This window comes from Paraburkholderia sp. JPY465, from assembly GCF_050436725.1.
Taxonomy (GTDB): Bacteria; Pseudomonadota; Gammaproteobacteria; order Burkholderiales; family Burkholderiaceae; genus Paraburkholderia; species Paraburkholderia youngii.
The window spans coordinates 3,179,953-3,198,716 of sequence record NZ_JBNDMT010000003.1 but is presented as its reverse complement, the minus strand read 5'-3'; the positions used below and the strand labels follow the sequence as shown (position 1 = coordinate 3,198,716).

The window sequence follows — 18,764 nt, the reverse complement described above, 5'->3', positions numbered from 1 at the left end:
AGATCTGAATGCACGTTTCTGTTGCCGCTTTCCGCTCGCGGTTTCGCCTCGTCTGACTATGCGCGACGTTTCCCTGAATCCTGCCCCGCCGCGCGAGGCATATGCCGTGACCCGATCGGCGGCGCAGCTGTCGTGGCTCGACGATCCCGCGATTGTCGCGCGCCTCGTTACATTGTCCGCCGGCGCATTGCGCGCGGTGCTCGCGCCGGACATTGGCGGCGCGCTCGCGGCGTTCTACGAGGTCACGCCGGAAGGTGCGTTGCACTGGCTGCGGCCGGCGCTGCCGGAAGCGTTCGAAGCGCGCGATCCGCTGCGCATGGCGAGCTTCCCGCTGTTCCCGTACTGCAACCGGATTCGCGATGCGCGCTTCGCGTTCGACGGCGCGACGATCGATCTCGGCGGCAACGACCCGCATTTCGCTCACGCGCTGCATGGCAACGCGTGGCGTCGTCCGTGGCGCGTCGGCGCGCGCAGTGAAAGCGCGGTGGACTTGCACTTCGAGCACGAGCCCGATGCGAGCGTGACCGGCGACTGGCCGTTTCGCTATCGCGCGCGGCAGCGTATCGAGTTGCGCGGCGGCGCGCTCCACATCACGATGTCCGCGCGGAATCTCGCCGATCGGCCGATGCCGCTCGGCATGGGCCATCACCCGTACTATCCGCGCACCGCGGCGACGCGCATCCATGCCGACGTGCAGGCGATGTGGCACGCCGACACCGATGTGCTGCCGACGCACCTCGGCCCGCATCCGGCCGTCGACGCGCTGCGCGCGGGCATGTCGCCCGACGCGTTCGATCTCGACAACAACTTTTCGAACTGGTCGCGCGTGGCGACGATCGCGTGGCCCGACGAGCGCCGCAAGCTGACGATGCGTGCCGAAGCGCCGTTCGATCACCTGGTCGTGTTCGCGCCGGCCAACGATCCGCAGCTATGCGTGGAGCCGGTCACGAATACGACCGATTGCTTCAATGCGGTTGGTACACAAGAGCACGTCGGCGGCTGCGTGTTGCAGCCGGGGGAAGAGATCGAAGCGGCGTTGAGCTGGACACCGCATCGCGAGTGATGGGGGCACGCGCTTTCCGTCGGCGAAAGCGCAATGACCGAAAACGTTTACTCCAGCCGCAACTTCGCCATATACGGCAAATGATCCGACAGCCACGCGGTCTCCTGCGTCGGCTGGATCCATTCGACCGGCTGCATGCCGCGCACGAACATCTTGTCGAGCGACAGCGCCGGCGAGAACGCCGGGAACGTGCGCGCCGGTTCGCCAAGCAGCGTCGCGACTTCCTGCAAGCCGTGCTCGCGAAAGAGCGGCACCGAGTCGTTGCGCCAATCGTTGAAGTCGCCGGCCAGCACGAGCGGACCGTCCGGGGCTTCCTTCGCGATCCAGTGCGCGATCCAGTTCATCTGCCGCAAGCGAGCCGGACGCGTCAGCGCGAGATGCGCGCACAGCAGCGTGACGAGCCGCCCGCCGAACGTCGCACGCGCGACCAGCAGGCCGCGCTTCTCGAAGCGGTGCGCGGAAATGTCCCAGCGGCCGCCGAGATCCAGCGGATGCGGCGAAAGAATTGCATTGCCGTGCCGCCACGACGGCTTGAACACGTTAGGGCCGAGCGCGACTTCGAGTTCGAGCGCGCGCGCGATTTCGGTTGCCTGACAGTGCCAGACGTCGGTCAGTGGATCGTCCATCGGTGCGCCGAAACTGCTTGCCAATACCGGCGACGGCATGCGCCGCGCCATCGCTTCCTGCAGGAAGTACGCGTCCGCGTGAGTCGATTGAACCCAGCGCTGCATCGCCTGCCAAGCCTGAAAACCGAGCGGGGTGCGGCCCTTGTGCAGGTTCCAGCTCACAGCGACGAAATCGTTTGGCGCGAGGCTCTCGCGGATCAATTCTTCTGGGTTTCGCATGCCGCGTTATCCACGTGTTCTGTTTGAGCGCGCTGGTCAGGCGCGCGGTTCCTGTCAGTTTGGATTGTTGCCGCCAGTCGCGGCGCCATTGCCGCTCGTGCCGCCATTCGTACCGTTGGCATTCGCACCGTTGCTCACGACGCTTGCGCGCACGCGGTACACGAGGTTCGGATCGCGATCGACGATCGTCCAGCTCGCCCATTGATCCGGAGGAACAACGAGACCGGGATGGCTCGCGCTCACCTGGCGCGGCTGCGGCGGCAGCTTGCAGCCGATGTCGGTGCGCGCCGCGCTGTTGTCCTCGAGCGTTTCCTGCGTGTCGATCGAAAACATCACGCCCTCGGGATCGACGCGCAGCGGCGACACCGTGATCGTGCGCGACAGATCGATGCTGCCGGCCGGCTGGTCCTTGCAGCCGACCTTGTGTTGCACGACCTGGTGATGCGTATCCGTGCGCGCCTGGCCGACGGTAGTGGTGCCGTCGAACGAATCGATCTGCTGGCCATCTTTCACTACCTGCAATTGCCATTGCACGACCTGCTGCGCCGGCCGTTGTTGCGCGTGGGCGAGCAACGAAGCGCCAAGCAGCATGGCCACGATACTGGTTTTCCACATAAAAGGTTCTCCGCTCACGCGTCGGTTGCGGGGTTGCCTTGCCTCTCGCCGCAGCAGGTCAGAGAGCAATCTTACCCCCGATGGCCGCAACGATTTCTGACACGGTCGACGAGGGCCGGTTCAGCAACAATCCATTCCAGATAAGGCGCGGAATGCCAGCGATGGTTAGCAGCAGAGCCGCGCGACTGCTGGCTTGCACGCGTTTGTGTCCTCGCTACACTGGACTGGAATCGGCGCTCACAAGGCGCCGCCGCTGCAGGATCAGCCAGACGGGGTGAGCGATGACGACAGCAATGGTCAAACAGGAAATCGCCGTGGCCTCGTTCAGCCGGGTGTATGACCTCGATGAGGTCGAAAGCGCGCTGAACGGTCTCGGCGAGGGCGCGAACGAGGCGCTGCGCGCCACCTACGAAAAGATGCTGAAAACCGGCAATCTGCGCTTCTGCGTGAAACCGAACCGGATGCCATCGATCGACGATCTGATCGACGCACTGCCCAATTTTTCCTCACCACTCGACGACATTCGCAAGCAGGTCGCGCTGTGCCTCGAAACCGAGGATCGGCTCGAACTGATGCCGATCCTGCTGCTTGGCGAACCCGGCATCGGCAAGACGCATTTCGCGAAGCAGTTGGCGCGCCTGCTCGGCACCGCGTACCACTACGTCGCGATGAGTTCGCTGACGGCGGGCTGGATTTTGTCGGGCGCGTCGTCGCAATGGAAGAACGCGAAGCCGGGCAAGGTGTTCGATGCGCTCGTGAACGGCAGTTATGCGAACCCGGTGATCGCCGTCGACGAGATCGACAAGGCGACCGGCGATTCGCAATACGACCCGCTCGGTGCGCTCTACGCGCTACTCGAACACGACACCGCCCAGAGCTTCGTCGACGAGTTCGCCGAGATTCCGATTAATGCGGGCAACGTGATCTGGATCGCGACCGCCAACGACGAACGCGCGATCCCCGAGCCGCTCCTGAACCGCATGAACGTCTACGAGATCCCGCCGCCCGACCACGCCGGCGCGCGACGCATCGCGCAGTCGATCTACGACGAAATCCGCGGCGCGCACAACTGGGGCCTGCGCTTTCCTGAGTCGCTCGGCGACGCGACGCTCGATGCGCTCAAGCGGGCATCGCCGCGCGAGATGCGCCGCGCGATCCTGAACGGCTTCGGCGCGGCGCGCATCGCGGGACGCGACCGGATCGAACCCGCCGATATCCGGCTCGGCTACGGAAACCGGCGAAAACCGATCGGATTTTGACGTTTTCGGCCGGTTTTTTGCACCAAACTCCCGCTTTTCGTCATTCGGGTGGCTGTCGCGGCAATTCGTACAATGTGTGTGGTGAATGCAACGGCAATTGTTGCTGTTTTCGACGTGGATCGTCGGATCAAGCCAGTTTGGGCCGCCATCACCTGGTCGATGCGCACGAGCGTTTGTCAGTTCTGTCTGTACCGAGTCGTACAATTTTCCGTGGGGGTGATAAAAAGACATAAGCAGACCCAGCGGACAGATACGTTCGACAATGAACGGAACGCGGCGGCGAGGTGCCGTTCCTGTCTTCCTTCCATCGGCTGAACGAGGCAGCGCGCGGCGCGATGCGCCGCGTCAACGGATATGGATCAAATCGAATGTGTAGTGATCGGTGCCGGCGTGATCGGCCTCGCGACGGCGCGCGCTCTCGCGGCGCGCGGGCGCGAAGTGATCGTGCTGGAGGCCGCCGACGCGATCGGCGTGGGCACGAGTTCACGCAACAGCGAAGTGATTCACGCGGGCATCTACTATCCGCGCGGATCGCTGAAGGCGACGCTGTGCGTGCGCGGCCGCGAAATGCTGTATGACTACTGCGCCGAGCGCAACGTGCCGCATTCGCGCTGCGGCAAGCTGCTCGTCGCGACGTCGCGCAACCAGATTCCGCAACTCGAAAGCATCATGGCCAAAGGGCGCGACAACGGCGTGCTCGACCTGATGCGCATCACCGGCGATCAGGCGCAGGCGCTCGAACCGGCGCTCGAATGCGTGGAGGCGGTGTTTTCGCCGCAGACGGGGATCGTCGATAGTCATCAGTACATGCTCGCGCTGCAAGGCGATGCCGAGCGCGACGGCGCCGTGTACGCGTTTCATGCGCCGGTCGAGGCGATCGAGGCTCACAACGGCCGCTTCACGATCGCGGTCGGCGGTGCGGCGCCGACCACGATCAGCGCCGCCTGCGTGATTAACAGCGCGGGTCTGCATGCGAACGCGCTCGCGCGCAAGATTCGCGGGCTCGACCCGCGCCACGTGCCGCCGCTTTACTTCGCGCGCGGCAATTACTTCAGCATCTCGGGGCGCGCGCCGTTCAGCCGCCTGATTTATCCGATGCCGAACGAGGCCGGCCTCGGCGTGCATCTGACGCTCGATCTCGGCGGCCAGGCGCGTTTCGGTCCCGACGTCGAGTGGGTCGACGCGATCAATTACGACGTCGATCCACGTCGCGCGGAGTCGTTTTATGCGGCGATTCGCGCGTACTGGCCGGCCTTGCCCGATAACGCATTGCAGCCGGCTTACGCGGGGATTCGTCCGAAGCTTTCAGGTCCTGGTGAACCCGCCGCCGATTTCGTGATTCAGGGGCCGGCCGCGCATGGCGTGCGGGGGCTCGTCAATCTGTTCGGCATCGAGTCGCCGGGTCTGACGGCATCGCTGGCGATCGCGCAGCGGGTCTGCGAGCTGGCGGGGCGCGCGTAAAGCCGCGGTTACACCGTACCGAACTGCTTATCTCCAGCATTTGGAATATCACCGGAGACGGCTTCGTTGCTATCCTTGGCGAACGCTGTCATCAGAACGGCGTTGATTCCAATATAAATGGAGTGAGTCCCCATGAGATCTTCCCGTCGTACGTTTTTGATCACCAGCATCGGTGTGGCATCGACACTCGCACTGTCGCGCCAGGCGTTCGCCGACGCGCCGAAAGTCTCCGAAACCGATCCGACCGCGCAGGCGCTTGGCTACAAGGCGGACGCGAGCAAGGTCGACAAGGCGAAATTCGCCAAATTCCAGCCGGGCCAGCAATGCAGCAACTGCAGCTTCTTCCAGGGCAAGGCAGGCGATGCCTACGGCGGCTGCCCGATGTTCGCGGGCAAACAGGTCGCGGCCACGGGCTGGTGCAGCGCCTATAACAAGAAGACCTGATCGAGCCTGTGTTCGATGTGCAGGCTTTGCGCGGGATGCGCGGCGACATTGCTGCGCATCCCGCGACTGCGTGCATCGTGGCGTTTTGCGCCGCATGCGGATTGCAGCGCGCCGCTGGATGTTTTAGCGGCGCGCTTTCATCAATGGCGGGCGCCTGTCGAACCACGGCCGTGCCGCCTCGAGTTGCGCGGCGAGTCTGAACAGCGTCGCTTCGCCGCCGACACGCGCGGCGAACTGCACACCGATCGGCAGCCCCCGCGCGTTCCAGTACAAGGGCACCGACATCGCCGGCTGGCCACTCAGGTTGAACAGCTCCGTGCAGCCGGCCCACGCGAATGCCTTGTTCGACGCTTCGAACAGCAGTCTCTTCATCAATCGTTCCAGCGGCATCGTGGTGACCGCGCGCATCTGCATGCGCTCGACCGAGCTCGGCCGCATCTCGCCGATCTTGATCGGCGCGGACGCGAGCGTCGCGCACAAGAGCACGTCGTAGCGGTTCAGCAGATCGGTCAGACGTGCGGTGATGCGCCGCTGTTCTTCGAGCGCGGCCGGCAACCCCTGTTCGCCGATCTTGCGGCCGACATGCGCCATCGCCCACGTCGAAATTTCGAACTCGGCGCGCGCCGGCTTGTGCCCGGTGATGCGCTCCGCGTTCAGCACGAGGTCTTCGGCAGTCACCGACCACAGCGTCAGGAACGCATGACGGACCGCCGCGAAATCGACGCCGAGCGTCACCGGCTCCAGACGATGGCCGAGTGAGCTCGCGAGTTGCGCGGCGTCGTCGAGCGCGGCGCGGGCATCGGCCGATAACGACGGCGCGAGCATCGGCTCGGTCACGTAGGCGATCGTCAGGGGCTTACATGGCTCGCGGGTCGCGCCGAGAAAGGTGCCGGGGGCGCCGGCCGGCCGTTCGGCGTTGCCCGCCAGCAGGTCGAGCAGCAATGCGCTGTCGCGCACGCTGCGCGATACGGCGTGATCGATGCCGAGTTCGCCGGCACTGGCCTGCGCCGCGCGCGGCACGCGACCGCGAGACGGCTTCAGGCCGAACAGTCCGCAGCATGACGCCGGAATCCGGATCGAGCCGCCGCCGTCCGACGCATGCGCGAGCGGCACCACGCCGGCGGCGACCGCCGCCGCGGCGCCGCCGCTCGAACCGCCCGGCGTGTGATCGAGATTCCACGGATTGCGGCACGCGCCGAATAGTTCGGGCTCCGTATAAGGCATCTGGCCGAGCTCTGAGGTGCTGGTCTTTGCGAAGATGTTCAGACCCGCCGCTTTCGCGAGCGCAACGACCGGCGCGTCCTGCGTCGGAATGAAGTGGCGGTAGTGTCGGCTGCCCATGGCCATGCGCAGCCCCGCCACGGGCGCGCCGAGATCCTTGATCAGGAACGGCACGCCGGCGAGCGCGGCGTGAGCGGAGGAGTTCTCCGTTCCGTTCACACCGTCGACGCTTTTCGCGCGATTTGCGTCGTCGCGTGACGCGCGCTGGCGGGCCGCATCGTAGTCCTTCAGGACGACTGCGTTGATGGCCGGATTGACGGCCTCGGTGCGCGAGATCGCGACGTCGATCAGTTCGCGCGCGCTAACCTGGCGTGTGCGCACGAGTTCGGCGAGGCCGATGGCGTCATGAGCGAGATAGTCTGATAGCACGTCGGTTGAGCCCTCGCGGTCGGTTGGCATGCTGCGTCGAATTTGCGGCCGGCCATGCACGCGCGACAGCGTCGTTTCGCTCGATTTCGCGTTTGCTCCGCTCGGCGTCGCGCATGTGAAAAGACGGCGTGTCGGCTGACACGCCGTCTTCCACAGAGTACCTGAGTTGAGCGCCGACGTGACTGATGTGAATTCGGATGCTCACTCTATATGCGTGAGCTCCGCGAATTACATCCGCTCGCCGAGGAACGTCAGCGTGCGGCCATGCGCCAATGCCGACGCGTGCTGGTTGTAGGACGCACGATCGGAGCAGTTGAAGCCGTGATCCGCGTTCGGGTAGATGTTGAATTGCACGTCGGCGCGACCCGCGAAGCGCTCCTGAATCTGGCCGATGTCCGACGGCAGAATATGCGCGTCGAGCTCGCCGTAGTGGAACTGCATCGGCACTTTGACGTTCGCGGCCTTGTCGAGATGGTTGTGGATGCCGCCGCCGTAGTAGGCGACAGCGGCGTCGACCGAACCGGCCGCCGCGGCGAGATAGGCGAGACGGCCGCCGAAGCAGTAGCCGATCGCCGCGACCTTGCCGGTCACTTCCGGCAGCGCACGCAAGGCGGCCGCGGCGGCGCCGATGTCGGCGACCGCGTCGTCGACTTTGGTCTTCTGCATCAGTTCGATGCCCTTTTCGCGATCCTTGCCCTCATACGTCAACTCGACGCGCGGCTGCACGCGCCAGAATACGTCCGGGGCGAGCGCGACATAGCCGTCCTGCGCGTACTGATCGGCGACCGAGCGAATATGGCTGTTCACGCCGAAGATTTCCTGAATGATGATGACGGCCGGCCCCTTGCCGCCCTTCGGCAGCGCGAGGTAGCCGCCGAAAGTGTCGTTGCCGGCCGGGATGTCGATCCATCGGGAAGTCGTGCTCATGTTGTTCTCCATTGACTCGCGCGAACGCCGCGCGAGGTCGGTGTGTACGAAACGCTCAAGGCCACGCGGCCCTGCAACGGGCGATTAGTTTGCCATCAAAAGAACCGGCTTGCAGTGAGGCGGGACGGGGACTTCGCGGCCGATGCGGCAGCCGCTCGCGCACTATGCGCCTGACTTTCGCGCACAGCTGGAGGCACTGATCGAATTGCGTGGGGCGGTCGCCGGCTTTACGTTCGGGCCGTTATCGGCGGCTGACGTCGAGCGTTTGCATGCAAAGCGGCAGCTATGTAGTTGGGACTGCGACGCATGTGCCGAAGGTGTCGCGTGGCGCGATGCGGGCGCCGATGCCGTCGCCCGCGCAGGGCGCAGAAGCAGGCGCGCATCGCGGCACGTTCATCGGCGTATTCGAAGATGCGCTGGTCGGCATGATGGCGCTCGTGCCGCAACTGGTCGACGCGACCGGGCTGCCGGTGCTCGCGGCCGGCGGCATTATGGACGGTCGCGGCATCGTCGCGGCACGCGCGCTCGGCGCGCAAACCGCGATGATGGGCATCGCATTTCTGACCACCCGCGAGAACGCGATCGCCGAGGTATGGAAAACCCGCGTGCGCGGCATGTCCGATACGCCGACCACGGTGACGCGCGCGATCACGGGCCGTCACGCGCGCGGCATCCGCAATCCGTTGATGCAACGTTTGCGCGAATCGGCGGAAAGCACCGCGCCGTATCCGGTGCAAAACGCGTTGACGCAGGCGCAGCGGCAAAGCGCGGCGCGCCGAAGCAATCGGCGCGACTGAACTGATGACGCAGCTCGAGCGGGAATGGCGAGCGCCCTCCGCGCGAATCGCCGAGTTCATGCGTTGATTGCGTGGCCGATTTAAGACTGATTTAAGTTTTTTACCGCTGTCACATTCCTGTGCTGCACGCCACATTTTTGAGTTGAAAAACCCTTCGAATCTTATGTGACAGAACCCGGAAAAAGACTAAATCCGCGCCTGCGGAGAAACTTCCCAATTAGCGGAAACCCGCATGGGCTGGGGCTTTTCGGCTCGCTCACCCAGGCCGCGAGCGGCTCGCGTACGAACTGCGCTATTAGTGTTGTTCCCACTTTCTCAAAAAATTCCCGCAAATTAATTTGTTGGCCTACACTTGCGCGCAAGTACGGTTTGCCAAACTGTCACAAACAGTCCGGTAAACGTGCTGGCCAAGTGCATGAACGATGCAACCGGCGTGGTCGTCCACGGGACTGAGCGACACGTGTAGGGGAAGCGGGGCACAGGGCGATTACGTTGTTTTGACCGAAACTGGAGACTTACATGAACATCAAAATTCAAAAGCTGTTGCCGATCAGCGCTGCCGCTCTGCTGTTCGCGACGTTGGCAACATCGGCCGCAGCCGACACGGTCGTCAAGATCGGTCACGTTGCGCCGTTGACCGGCGGTATCGCTCACCTGGGCAAGGACAACGAAAACGGCGCGCGTCTCGCCGTCGAGGAAATCAACGCGAAGGGTCTGACGATCGGCGGCCAGAAGGTCACGCTGCAACTGGACGCGCAGGACGACGCGGCCGACCCCCGTACGGCTACGCAGGTTGCGCAGAAGCTCGTCGACGACAAGGTCGTCGCCGTGGTCGGCCACCTGAACTCGGGCACCTCGATCCCGGCATCGAAGATCTATAGCGATGCGGGCATCGTGCAGATCTCGCCGTCGGCAACGAACCCGGCCTACACGCAGCAAGGCTTCAAGACGACCTACCGTGTCGTCGCGACCGATGCTCAGCAAGGCCCGGCACTCGCGAACTACGCGGCCAAGGGCATGAAGGTGAAGAGCGTCGCGATCGTCGACGACTCGACCGCTTACGGCCAGGGTCTGGCGAACGAGTTCGAGAAGACGGCGAAGGCGCTCGGTCTGAACGTCGTGTCGCACGACGCGACGAACGACAAGGCCGTCGACTTCCGCGCGATTCTGACGAAGATCAAGGGTGAAAATCCCGACGCGATCATGTACGGCGGCATGGACGCAACCGGTGGCCCGTTCGCCAAGCAGGCGAAGCAGCTCGGCCTGCGCGCGAAGGTGCTGGCAGGTGACGGCGTGTGTACCGACAAGCTGTCGGACCTGGCCGGCGACGCAACCGACAACATCGTCTGCTCGGAAGCCGGCATGGCGCTCGAAAAGATGGCGGGCGGCAAGGCGTTCGAAACGAAGTACGAGAAGCGCTTCGGTCAGCCGATCCAGATTTACGCGCCGTTCACGTATGACGCGGTATACATCATCGTCGACGCGATGAAGCGCGCTAACTCGACCGATCCGGCGAAGATCCTGGCAGCGATGCCGGCGACCGACTACAAGGGCGTGATCGGCGAAACGACGTTCGACTCGAAGGGCGACCTGCAGCACGGCGTGATCTCGCTGTACAACTACAAGCAAGGCAAGAAGACGCTGCTCGACGTCGTCAAGATGTAAATTCGGTGTGATCGAAGGCGGCGTTTGCGCCGCACTTCGATTCGCTGCTTGAGAGGCACGTGGGCCGCGAGGCTTGCGTGCCTTTTCTTTTGATCACCGCGCCTGTCAGATCTTCAAACGCCGCAGCACCTTCGGCCCGGCGAAGGCGATCATCGCGGCGCACACCGCGACGACCGACAGCCCGATCGTCAGATTGGTCACCTGCGCGACGGCGCCGATGATCACCGGTCCGAGCAGCAAGCCGAAATAGGCCAGTCCCGCGACGTGCGCGAGCCCCTCGGCCGCGTGGATACCCTTCACGCTCGCCGCCGCCGCGAACAGCACCGGCATCATGTTCGCGAGGCCCAGGCCGATCAGCGCAAAGCCGGCGAGCGCGGCCACCGGATTCGGCAGCAGCAGCGCGTCGACCATCCCGGCGCAGGCGAGCGTCGCGCTGATCATCACGAGCTGCGGTGCGCCGAAGCGGGCGCGCACCGCGTCGCCGGCAAAACGGGCGGCCGCCATGCCGCCGGAGAACGCCGCGTAGGCGGCGCTGGCGAGCGCTGGCGTCGAGAGCACGACATCGCGCATATAGACCGTGGCCCAGTCGTACATCGCGCCTTCGGCAATCAGTGCGACCAGCGCCATCGTGCCGAGCGCCCATAGCGCCGGCGAGCGCCAGCGGCTCGCACGCGGCGTCGCGGCATCGGGATGCTCGGCGTGCGGCACGTGCGGCAGCACCGACGGGCATGCGAGCACCAGCACGAGCGCGCTGGCCGCCGCGGCGAGCGCGAGATGCAGCGCCGGCGCCATGCCGCGAGACAGCAGCGCCCCGCCGACCGCCGCGCCGAACATGCCGCCAAGGCTGAACATCCCGTGCAGCGACGACATGATCGGTTTGCCGAGCGCCTTTTCGACGGCGCTCGCTTCGGCGTTCATAGCGACGTCGAGCGTGGCCATGCCGGCGCCGAAGACGGCCAGCACGACCAGCAGAATCCAGTACGCCGGCACGACCAGAATCAGCGCCGCGCAGGCGGCCATCGCGAGTCCGCCGGCCAGGCAGGCGCGGCGCGTGCCGACCCGCGCGATCCACGACGCGTTGGTCACCATCGCGCCGATCGATCCGCCCGCCACCGCGAACAACGCGAACGACAGCATCGCCGGATCCAGATGGAAGCGGTCGCGCACCGTCGGCACGTGCACGCCCCACGACGCGTACATCATGCCGGCGATGAAAAACAGCGCCATCGTGGCGATCCGTGCGCGTTGGCGTGCAGTGACGGACAGGTCGCGATGGGCGGCCGGGAGGACGGCGAATTCGGAGGCGTGGTGATCGGGCACGGAGGTCTCGGGGCGGAGGGCGCGAGAAAGCGCATTGAAAGCGGATCTCCGATTTTATCGAAGCGTGGTGGCTAACGCTTGGAGCCGTGGGATCGGGCGCATACGATTGATGGGCAGTGGATGCAACGAAGCGGGATTGCTGGATGTCATGCTTTGGTGCGCCGCAGTTGTCTTTGAAATGCTGCGCGTGACGGCTTTTGCGCCGCTCACCGCTGTCCGTTCGTTTTTTCTTTCACCGAGGAACGCTCAGTTGAACATTCCCGCTCACGCTCCGCTGCATCTGCTGCACACGGCCGCGGTCGGCACGCTCGCCACGCACGCTCGCCAGCCCGAGGGCTTTCCGTATCCGTCGGTGCTGCCGTTCGCGCCGGACGCGCAGCATCGTCCGACGATCCTCGTGAGCCGGCTCGCGGAGCACACGCACAATCTCAACGCCGATCCGCGCGCCGGTTTCCTGGCCGTCGACGCACCCGATGGCGACGTGCTGGGCGGCCAGCGCGTGACGCTGCTCGGCCGTTTCGAGCCGGTCGACTCGAGCCCGGAACTGTTGCGGCGCTACCTGCGCTATCACCCGGACGCGGAGCGCTATCTGGCGTTGGGCGATTTCACCTTCTGGATCATGGAGATCGAGCGGCTGCGCTACATCGGCGGCTTCGGCGCGATGGGCTGGCTCGACGGCGCGGAACTCGATCCGCTGCCACCGCTTGCCGCCAGCGAGGAGGACGCGCTGATCGCGGAGTTCGGCCGCCGGCTCAGTCGCGCGGGCGACATCGAATTGCTGGGCGTCGATCGTTATGGCGCCGATCTGAAACGCAACGGCGTGCGCCGCCGTTTCGCATTCGATGACGCGCGGTCCGATTCCGGGACATTGCATGCGGCGCTCGAAGTCTGCATCGAGCGGCATGCGAATTAAGCATTTATCGTTTATCGAAAAACAAGCCTGCGCCAGTCGCGAGGGAGGGACACTTGTATCAAAAGGCGTGCTTATTCCAGTCAAAGCTTTCATGCCGTGAAATGTTTCATGTGCAATGGGCGCCTCGGGTCTCATTTTCTGATAGTTGAATCGGATCAATATGCGAATCGGCGGCATTTTTTCAGCGGCGTGCGAAATCAGCGATTTGAAAGGCCGTAGTCCGACCCAGAAGCGGCGCAGGAAACTTTTTGAAACGAATTTAAATTAATTTTTTCCAGGCGCTTATCCAGCCTTTCTATTTTGTGTTAATCTCGCCATCAAATTCCGAGGCATGAAACCTTCAAAGGCGAGTCGGCATAAGACCGGCGTCATTTATCCATACCACAAGGGAACCTATGTCTTCCTACAAGGAACTACTCGCGCAGCGCGAGAAGCTCGAAAAGCAGATTGAAGAAGCGAAGTCGCGCGAATACGCGGAAGTGTTGAATGAAATCAAGCAGAAAATGGCCGACTATGGCATTTCGCTGAGCGAACTCGGCGGCGGCCGCGCACCCAAGGGCGCTAAAGCGAGCCGGCCGCGCGCAGGCGTCGCACCTAAATATCGCGATCCCGAAAGCGGCAGCACGTGGTCCGGTCGCGGCAAACCGCCGCGCTGGATCGCAGGGCTTGATCGCGAAAAGTTTCTGATCCAGAAGTAATCGCGATCCGGCGGACGGTAAGGGTTGCCTGCACGTAATGCGAATACTGGCAATCCACCGCGTTTATAGCCTGCTGCTGAATCTCAGAAAGCCGCGCACCGTTCAGGGCGCGGTTTTGTCATTTGCGGCGCCCGTTTTCTGGCGCATGCACTTCAGGCAACTGGAACGCGAATGCTTTTCGTTTCGATAAGCGACTGATTTAAAAAGGTTTTTTCTTGGGCTTCCCTGCGCAAGCGAATTGTGGCGGGTACAATAACAACAATTAACCTTTCCGCCTTTTCAGCATGTCGTCCGCCGCGATCGCCCAAACCGCCGAGAAACAACGCGTTGCACGCAAGAGTACCTTTGCGAGTATTGCGGTCAATACCGTATTGATGACGCTGCAAATCATCATCGGCACGATCGCGCACTCGCAGGCGCTGGTTGCCGACGGTATCCATTCGCTCGCCGATCTGATTTCCGATTTTGTCGTGCTGATTGCCAATCGGCATAGCGGGGCCAAACCCGACGCCGATCACAATTACGGTCATAGCCGTTATGAGACGGTGGCGTCCTTATTTCTCGGCGCGCTGCTGATCTCGGTCGGCGTCGGTATGTTGTGGCGCGCCGGTACGCGGCTCGCCGATCTACAAAATATCCCCGCCGTGCATATCAGCGCACTCGCGGTCGCGGCGCTCGTACTGGTCTCGAAGGAAGCGCTGTTTCGCTACATGCTGAGCGAGGCGAATCGGGTGCGTTCCGCGATGCTGATCGCGAACGCATGGCACGCCCGTTCGGACGCGGCGTCGTCGCTGGTGGTGGGGATCGGCGTGGTCGGCAGTCTGGCCGGCTTGCGGTTGCTCGACCCGATCGCGGCGGCTATCGTCGGCTTCATGGTCGCGCGCATGGGCTGGACCTTCGGTTGGGACGCGCTACAGGATCTGTCGGACCGCGCGCTCGACGAAACCGCCGCCGCCGACATGCGCGCGCTGCTGATGTCCACCCCGGGCGTGCGTGACGTGCACGAAATGCGCACGCGCAAGACGGGCGATTTCGCGCTCGTCGACGCGCATATCCTCGTCGATCCGATGATTTCGGTGTCGGAAGGTCATTACATCGCGGAGTCGGCGCGTCTGCGTGTGCTGACCGACAAGCGCGTGCTCGACGCGCTGATCCACGTTGACCCGGAAAACGACGCGCTCGCGCATCCACCGGTCGATCTGCCACCGCGTGAGCGCGTGACCGCCGAGGTCGACGCGGCGCTGGCTGCCGGTGGCCTGCGGGCCGCTGCGGTGAATCTGCACTACCTGAGCACCGGGCTCGATGTGGAGGTTGTGTTGCCGGCGGCGGGGTCTGCTGAAGGGTGTACTGCGGAGGGCGCCGAAGCCGCTCGTCTGCTGGAGAGCGAGGCGCAGTCGCTCGGCCGCGTCGATCTGGCGGCGCTCAAGCGTCGTCTCGGCGCACGCAACCTCGACGTGCTGCTGCAACGGGATATCTCTGCCGCGCAAGGCGGTTCGACGGCGGAGCTCAAGACCGGCGCGGCCCCCGCCGGTCGGTCAACCGCCAGCGAGCCTCACAACGCCGACTGAGTTTGGCGAGTTTCGGACGCCCGAAACCGCGAACTTCCATGCCGCCCGCGGCAGCGGCATCCGTCACAACGGCAACTGCGTATCAAACTTGATTTCGCGCAGGACCACGCTCGTGCGCACCTGCGCAACGGCCGGAATCTTGAAAATGCGTTCGTGCAGAAAGCTGTCGTACGCCTTAATGTCCGGCGCGACGATCTTCAGGATGTAATCGGATTCACCGGTCGTGCTGTAGCACTCGGTCACTTCAGGGCAGGTAGCGATTTCCCGCTCGAACTGCTCGACGCCGCCTTCGGTGTGACGCGTCAGATGGATATGCGCGAGCGCACACACGTGCAAGCCGAGCTTTTCGCGATCGAGGAGCGCGGTGTAGCGCTGGATCACGCCCGACTGTTCCATATCCTTGATGCGCCGCCAGCACGGCGTGCTCGACAACCCGACCTGGTCGGAGATTTCCTGCACGGAACGGCGTGCGTCGAGCTGCAGCAGGCGCAGGATCTTCTGTGAGAACGTATCGAGTGTCAACTGCGCCTCCGTTAGCGTCGCCGTATCAACGAATGGTAGAGGGCGCGAAAACGAAACGCAATGTAAAACGGCTCTCGCGAGCGAGATTGCCTAATTTACCGGGTCCGGAGCGGCGTTTTGCCCTGAGCCGTCCCCATCATCCTTGCCGTCCCCCGGCAGCTCGGGCTGACGCGCGCGCAAGTCCTTCAGCATGTTGCAAAAGAGGGCACCCTGCTCGATGGCGTCGTCGAGTGCGACGTGCGTGTGCGGATGCTCGTCGAACCAATGTTTCGGAAAGCGCGGCTTGATGTTCTTGCGGTACGGCAGGCCGGTCATCGCGAACGCGAGCGTCTTGATATCGAGCGCCGACCACGAGAACGGGCAGCGGCCGACGAAGCGCATCATGTACCAGAACATATAGGTGAAGTCGAAGCCAGCCGGCATCGCGACGAACACCGGCTTGCCCGGCAGCGCCTCGACCCAGTCGACATAGGCGCTCAGGGCGGCCTCGGGCTTCTGCAAATCCTGGCGGCAAGCCGCCCATGCTTCCGGCTGGGTCTTCCACCACGCTTCCTGCACTGGATGCGGCGCCGCGCCTTCGAGTAGTTCGAGATTCGCCGAGAACGTCGCGATCAGCCGCTTGTCCTCTGTGTACGCGGCGGATGCAAAGCTCAGCATCGAATGCGGGCCTGGAATGGGGCCGTCCGCTTCGACGTCGGTACTGACATAGATTTCGCTGCTCATGCGCCCACTCCGTCGGCGACGTAGGGATTCGTGCGGCGCTCGGCGCCGAACGTCGAGGTTGGGCCGTGGCCCGGCACGAACGTGACGTCGTCGCCGAGCGGCCAAAGTTTGTCGCGGATCGAGCGGATCAGGTCCGCGTGGTTGCCGCGCGGGAAATCCGTGCGGCCGATCGAGCCGGCGAACAGCACGTCGCCGACCAGCGCAAGCCGGTGCGCGCGGCTGAAGAAGACCACGTGGCCCGGCGTGTGGCCGGGGCAGTGGTAGACCTCGAAGGTTTCGTCGCCGAACTGCACGGTGTCGCCGTCTTGTAGCCAGCGGTTCGGCACGAAGGCATCGGCGGCCGGGAAGCCGAAGCGCGTGCTTTGATCCGGCAGCTTGTCGAGCCAGAAGCGTTCGTCGGGATGCGGACCTTCGATCGGGACGCCGTAATGGCCGGCGAGCGTCTTCGCGCCGGCGCAGTGATCGATGTGGCCATGGGTCAGCAAGACCTTCTCGACGGTCACGTTCTGCCGCGCGATCTCACGTTGGATCACGTCGAGGTCGCCGCCCGGATCGACGACGGCCGCGCGCCCCGTGGTCTCGCAAACGAGCAACGAGCAGTTCTGCTGGAACGGCGTGACTGGGATCAGGGTGACTTTCATGGCTGGAACGACGCGCTGGAAAAACGTTGATTGTACCGGCCTCGCGACAGTCTCCGTCGCCGATGCGACGAGGCTTACGCATGGCACTGTTGCGCCTGTGGTAGGGCCATTTTTGCGATAAATGTGAAGATTGATCAAGGATTGGGGGCGCTCGCCATCCCAAAATTTTTTTTTGGGTATAATGGAGTCCATGCACAAGAGTTGTGCAGCCACAAGGCGACGCATCCCCACAAAACGGGGACGCCGCTCGCTATTCAAGTAAGGGCTGTCGGCATGCCGATGGCCATCAAGTATCGATGCGTTCGATGCACACGTCTTGCCCAGCCAGGCGCCGCGCGCCTGCTACGGAATTAACCTCCGTGACGCTGGGTGGGGCCTACGCCGCCGTTCCTGCGCGCTGAGTTGCGCGCGCAAGAACGTGTTTGCCACGTTCAATTGGCGGCATGTGGGGTCTGGTCAGGCTGCCGGGGACAGGTTGCGCCAGACGTGAAAATTAACCGTGCGGTAGCGGCTGAGTCAGCCGTATCCGGGCTTTGACGTACTGCGCTTTTTCGCGCGGCGCGTCGTCGTCCCTACCGCCGGAGCCGCAAGCAACATGCCCAGCAGTTTCGCGGGTGACGCGGCTCGACTATGTGTTTGCACGTCTTATGAAAACTCGGCTATCCCGTGGTCTAGGGACTCTTTTTGCCTTTTTTGTACTGGCCGGTTGCGCCACGCCTCCTGGCGCGAGCGACACGTCCGCGAACGACACGCCGCAACGTACGAAGAACGTGCACCTGAGTTCTTTCGGACCTCAATCGTTCGGTAGCGCGCCGGCCTCGAGCCCGAGCACGTCGAACGCGCCTGCGTCGTCGCTGGCTGATGCGAAGCCGCTCACCGACGATGGCGTCGATGTGCCGGACTTCCATCAGATCGGACGCGCGTCGTGGTACGGGCGCTTCTTCCACGGCCGCCGCACCGCCAACGGCGAGCGTTACGACATGCACGCCCTGACGGCCGCGCATCGTACGCTGCCGCTCGGCTCCTACGTGCGCGTGACCAATCCGGCCAATTCGCGCTCGGTGATCGTACGGATCAACGACCGCGGTCCGTACGCGCGCGGCCGCGTGATCGACCTGTCGATGGCGGCCGCCGGCATGCTCGACATGCGCCACAGCGGCACCGCGCGGGTCAAGATCGAAGGGCTCACGCAGCAGGAAGCGCGCGCCGAGCTGAACGAGACGCTCGCGTCGAACTCGGATTCGAACAAGTGATGTGACGTGACGCGCCGGTGATGCCGCGTCGGCAGAACCAACCATCTGTAGACAAGCGAAGGGCCGCGATATGCGGCCCTTTTCTTTTTCGTGCGCCCAGCATGGGCGCATTCCTGCGGGTGTAAGTCCCGCCATAAGCTGGTCACAGCGAATGAAGTGAAGCGCAACTGCACGAGGGCGACCGGATGTGGGGAGGAAGCGTGGAGCGTAAATCGCGAGCCGATGAACAAGAACCGTATAGAAGGCGCTGCCGAGCAGGGCGAGCGGGCGAAAAACCGCGAAGCTCTCGTGACCAAGGTGAAGTGGCGTAGATGCGGCGGTTGTGCGATGAAGGAGTGCGTTCTTACCTGGGGAGGCCTCGCCTCATGCCTGAAAGGGTGACGGCGTCGAGCCGGAGCGA

The 18,764-nt window shown here is 63.9% G+C and carries 19 protein-coding genes and 1 pseudogene; 11 read left to right on the top strand and 9 right to left on the bottom strand.

What is annotated here, in order from left to right; genetic code table 11:
* Nucleotides 1–58: 58 nt before the first annotated feature.
* Complete coding sequence (locus QFZ94_RS29400; protein WP_429461201.1) at nt 59–1,063, top strand: aldose 1-epimerase; 1,005 nt, start codon at nt 59–61, stop codon at nt 1,061–1,063.
* A gap of 47 nt (nt 1,064–1,110) precedes the next feature.
* On the opposite strand, the gene QFZ94_RS29395 is transcribed toward QFZ94_RS29400, so the two are convergent.
* On the bottom strand, nt 1,111–1,908 hold the full coding sequence (locus tag QFZ94_RS29395) for an endonuclease/exonuclease/phosphatase family protein (protein ID WP_176109779.1): 798 nt from the start codon (nt 1,906–1,908) through the stop codon (nt 1,111–1,113).
* A gap of 54 nt (nt 1,909–1,962) precedes the next feature.
* Entirely contained in the window at nt 1,963–2,523 is a 561-nt protein-coding gene (locus tag QFZ94_RS29390; protein ID WP_429461199.1) for a hypothetical protein, read from the bottom strand.
* Between the two features lie 281 nt (nt 2,524–2,804).
* Between QFZ94_RS29390 and QFZ94_RS29385 the strand changes: the two genes are divergently transcribed.
* Both QFZ94_RS29385 and QFZ94_RS29380 read left to right on the top strand, forming a co-directional pair.
* Nucleotides 2,805–3,782: an AAA family ATPase gene (locus QFZ94_RS29385; RefSeq protein WP_429461197.1), complete on the top strand. Its 978-nt coding sequence runs from the start codon at nt 2,805–2,807 to the stop codon at nt 3,780–3,782.
* 354 nt (nt 3,783–4,136) lie between these two features.
* On the top strand, nt 4,137–5,243 hold the full coding sequence (locus QFZ94_RS29380) for an NAD(P)/FAD-dependent oxidoreductase (protein WP_368583267.1): 1,107 nt from the start codon (nt 4,137–4,139) through the stop codon (nt 5,241–5,243).
* A gap of 8 nt (nt 5,244–5,251) precedes the next feature.
* On the opposite strand, the gene QFZ94_RS29375 is transcribed toward QFZ94_RS29380, so the two are convergent.
* Entirely contained in the window at nt 5,252–5,377 is a 126-nt protein-coding gene (locus tag QFZ94_RS29375) for a hypothetical protein (RefSeq protein WP_368583268.1), read from the bottom strand.
* Here QFZ94_RS29375 and QFZ94_RS29370 point away from each other — a divergent pair.
* Nucleotides 5,376–5,687, top strand: a complete 312-nt coding sequence (locus tag QFZ94_RS29370) for a high-potential iron-sulfur protein (protein ID WP_368583269.1) — start codon at nt 5,376–5,378, stop codon at nt 5,685–5,687. The two genes, QFZ94_RS29375 and QFZ94_RS29370, sit on opposite strands and share 2 nt — an antisense overlap.
* A gap of 123 nt (nt 5,688–5,810) precedes the next feature.
* On the opposite strand, the gene QFZ94_RS29365 is transcribed toward QFZ94_RS29370, so the two are convergent.
* A complete protein-coding gene (locus QFZ94_RS29365) occupies nt 5,811–7,367 on the bottom strand; it encodes an amidase (RefSeq protein ID WP_429461194.1) in 1,557 nt (518 codons plus the stop codon).
* 198 nt (nt 7,368–7,565) lie between these two features.
* The gene (locus QFZ94_RS29360; protein ID WP_013088117.1) at nt 7,566–8,264 is read right to left on the bottom strand and encodes a dienelactone hydrolase family protein; all 699 of its coding nucleotides are present in this window, start codon (nt 8,262–8,264) and stop codon (nt 7,566–7,568) included.
* A 139-nt stretch (nt 8,265–8,403) separates the two neighbouring features.
* Between QFZ94_RS29360 and QFZ94_RS29355 the strand changes: the two are divergent.
* A pseudogene (locus QFZ94_RS29355) lies at nt 8,404–9,128 on the top strand (NAD(P)H-dependent flavin oxidoreductase); the annotation flags it as partial.
* A gap of 452 nt (nt 9,129–9,580) precedes the next feature.
* Nucleotides 9,581–10,726 carry a branched-chain amino acid ABC transporter substrate-binding protein gene (locus QFZ94_RS29350; protein ID WP_429461191.1) on the top strand — a complete coding sequence of 382 codons (1,146 nt, stop codon included), beginning with the start codon at nt 9,581–9,583 and terminating at the stop codon, nt 10,724–10,726.
* 105 nt (nt 10,727–10,831) lie between these two features.
* Here the strand turns inward: QFZ94_RS29350 and QFZ94_RS29345 are convergent, their stop codons facing one another.
* Complete coding sequence (locus QFZ94_RS29345; protein ID WP_368583272.1) at nt 10,832–12,046, bottom strand: MFS transporter; 1,215 nt, start codon at nt 12,044–12,046, stop codon at nt 10,832–10,834.
* Nucleotides 12,047–12,296: 250 nt separating this feature from the next.
* Here QFZ94_RS29345 and QFZ94_RS29340 point away from each other — a divergent pair, with 250 nt between their 5' ends.
* The 3 genes from QFZ94_RS29340 to QFZ94_RS29330 all read left to right on the top strand — a co-directional run bounded on the left by QFZ94_RS29340 (nt 12,297) and on the right by QFZ94_RS29330 (nt 15,225).
* Nucleotides 12,297–12,959, top strand: coding sequence for a HugZ family protein (locus QFZ94_RS29340; protein WP_429461189.1), 663 nt, complete (start codon nt 12,297–12,299; stop codon nt 12,957–12,959).
* A gap of 395 nt (nt 12,960–13,354) precedes the next feature.
* Complete coding sequence (locus QFZ94_RS29335; protein ID WP_008921239.1) at nt 13,355–13,657, top strand: H-NS family nucleoid-associated regulatory protein; 303 nt, start codon at nt 13,355–13,357, stop codon at nt 13,655–13,657.
* A 284-nt stretch (nt 13,658–13,941) separates the two neighbouring features.
* A complete protein-coding gene (locus QFZ94_RS29330; protein ID WP_429461187.1) occupies nt 13,942–15,225 on the top strand; it encodes a cation diffusion facilitator family transporter in 1,284 nt (427 codons plus the stop codon).
* A gap of 63 nt (nt 15,226–15,288) precedes the next feature.
* On the opposite strand, the gene QFZ94_RS29325 is transcribed toward QFZ94_RS29330, so the two are convergent.
* The 3 genes from QFZ94_RS29325 to QFZ94_RS29315 form a co-directional block, all read right to left on the bottom strand.
* Entirely contained in the window at nt 15,289–15,747 is a 459-nt protein-coding gene (locus QFZ94_RS29325; protein ID WP_012431468.1) for an Lrp/AsnC family transcriptional regulator, read from the bottom strand.
* Nucleotides 15,748–15,837: 90 nt separating this feature from the next.
* Complete coding sequence (locus QFZ94_RS29320; RefSeq protein ID WP_368583275.1) at nt 15,838–16,470, bottom strand: exonuclease; 633 nt, start codon at nt 16,468–16,470, stop codon at nt 15,838–15,840.
* The gene (locus QFZ94_RS29315) at nt 16,467–17,111 is read right to left on the bottom strand and encodes an MBL fold metallo-hydrolase (RefSeq protein WP_429461184.1); all 645 of its coding nucleotides are present in this window, start codon (nt 17,109–17,111) and stop codon (nt 16,467–16,469) included. The genes QFZ94_RS29320 and QFZ94_RS29315 overlap by 4 nt, the downstream gene beginning before the upstream one ends.
* Nucleotides 17,112–17,758: 647 nt before the next feature.
* Here QFZ94_RS29315 and QFZ94_RS29310 point away from each other — a divergent pair.
* Both QFZ94_RS29310 and QFZ94_RS29305 read left to right on the top strand, forming a co-directional pair.
* Entirely contained in the window at nt 17,759–18,364 is a 606-nt protein-coding gene (locus tag QFZ94_RS29310) for a septal ring lytic transglycosylase RlpA family protein (protein WP_429461182.1), read from the top strand.
* 222 nt (nt 18,365–18,586) lie between these two features.
* On the top strand, nt 18,587–18,745 hold the full coding sequence (locus tag QFZ94_RS29305) for a hypothetical protein (protein WP_429456375.1): 159 nt from the start codon (nt 18,587–18,589) through the stop codon (nt 18,743–18,745).
* Nucleotides 18,746–18,764 lie beyond the last annotated feature (19 nt).

Excerpts from the sequence above, each read along its gene's own strand:
- QFZ94_RS29370 (WP_368583269.1), top strand. The coding sequence starts at position 5,376 with ATGAGATCTTCCCGTCGTACGTTTTTGATCACCAGCATCGGTGTGGCA.
- QFZ94_RS29380 (WP_368583267.1), top strand. The coding sequence starts at position 4,137 with ATGGATCAAATCGAATGTGTAGTGATCGGTGCCGGCGTGATCGGCCTC.
- QFZ94_RS29395 (WP_176109779.1), bottom strand. The coding sequence starts at position 1,908 with ATGCGAAACCCAGAAGAATTGATCCGCGAGAGCCTCGCGCCAAACGAT.
- QFZ94_RS29375 (WP_368583268.1), bottom strand. The coding sequence starts at position 5,377 with ATGGGGACTCACTCCATTTATATTGGAATCAACGCCGTTCTGATGACA.
- QFZ94_RS29385 (WP_429461197.1), top strand. The coding sequence starts at position 2,805 with ATGACGACAGCAATGGTCAAACAGGAAATCGCCGTGGCCTCGTTCAGC.
- QFZ94_RS29365 (WP_429461194.1), bottom strand. The coding sequence starts at position 7,367 with ATGCCAACCGACCGCGAGGGCTCAACCGACGTGCTATCAGACTATCTC.
- QFZ94_RS29330 (WP_429461187.1), top strand. The coding sequence starts at position 13,942 with ATGTCGTCCGCCGCGATCGCCCAAACCGCCGAGAAACAACGCGTTGCA.
- QFZ94_RS29360 (WP_013088117.1), bottom strand. The coding sequence starts at position 8,264 with ATGAGCACGACTTCCCGATGGATCGACATCCCGGCCGGCAACGACACT.
- QFZ94_RS29400 (WP_429461201.1), top strand. The coding sequence starts at position 59 with ATGCGCGACGTTTCCCTGAATCCTGCCCCGCCGCGCGAGGCATATGCC.
- QFZ94_RS29335 (WP_008921239.1), top strand. The coding sequence starts at position 13,355 with ATGTCTTCCTACAAGGAACTACTCGCGCAGCGCGAGAAGCTCGAAAAG.
- QFZ94_RS29390 (WP_429461199.1), bottom strand. The coding sequence starts at position 2,523 with ATGTGGAAAACCAGTATCGTGGCCATGCTGCTTGGCGCTTCGTTGCTC.
- QFZ94_RS29310 (WP_429461182.1), top strand. The coding sequence starts at position 17,759 with ATGAAAACTCGGCTATCCCGTGGTCTAGGGACTCTTTTTGCCTTTTTT.
- QFZ94_RS29320 (WP_368583275.1), bottom strand. The coding sequence starts at position 16,470 with ATGAGCAGCGAAATCTATGTCAGTACCGACGTCGAAGCGGACGGCCCC.
- QFZ94_RS29350 (WP_429461191.1), top strand. The coding sequence starts at position 9,581 with ATGAACATCAAAATTCAAAAGCTGTTGCCGATCAGCGCTGCCGCTCTG.
- QFZ94_RS29315 (WP_429461184.1), bottom strand. The coding sequence starts at position 17,111 with ATGAAAGTCACCCTGATCCCAGTCACGCCGTTCCAGCAGAACTGCTCG.
- QFZ94_RS29305 (WP_429456375.1), top strand. The coding sequence starts at position 18,587 with ATGAACAAGAACCGTATAGAAGGCGCTGCCGAGCAGGGCGAGCGGGCG.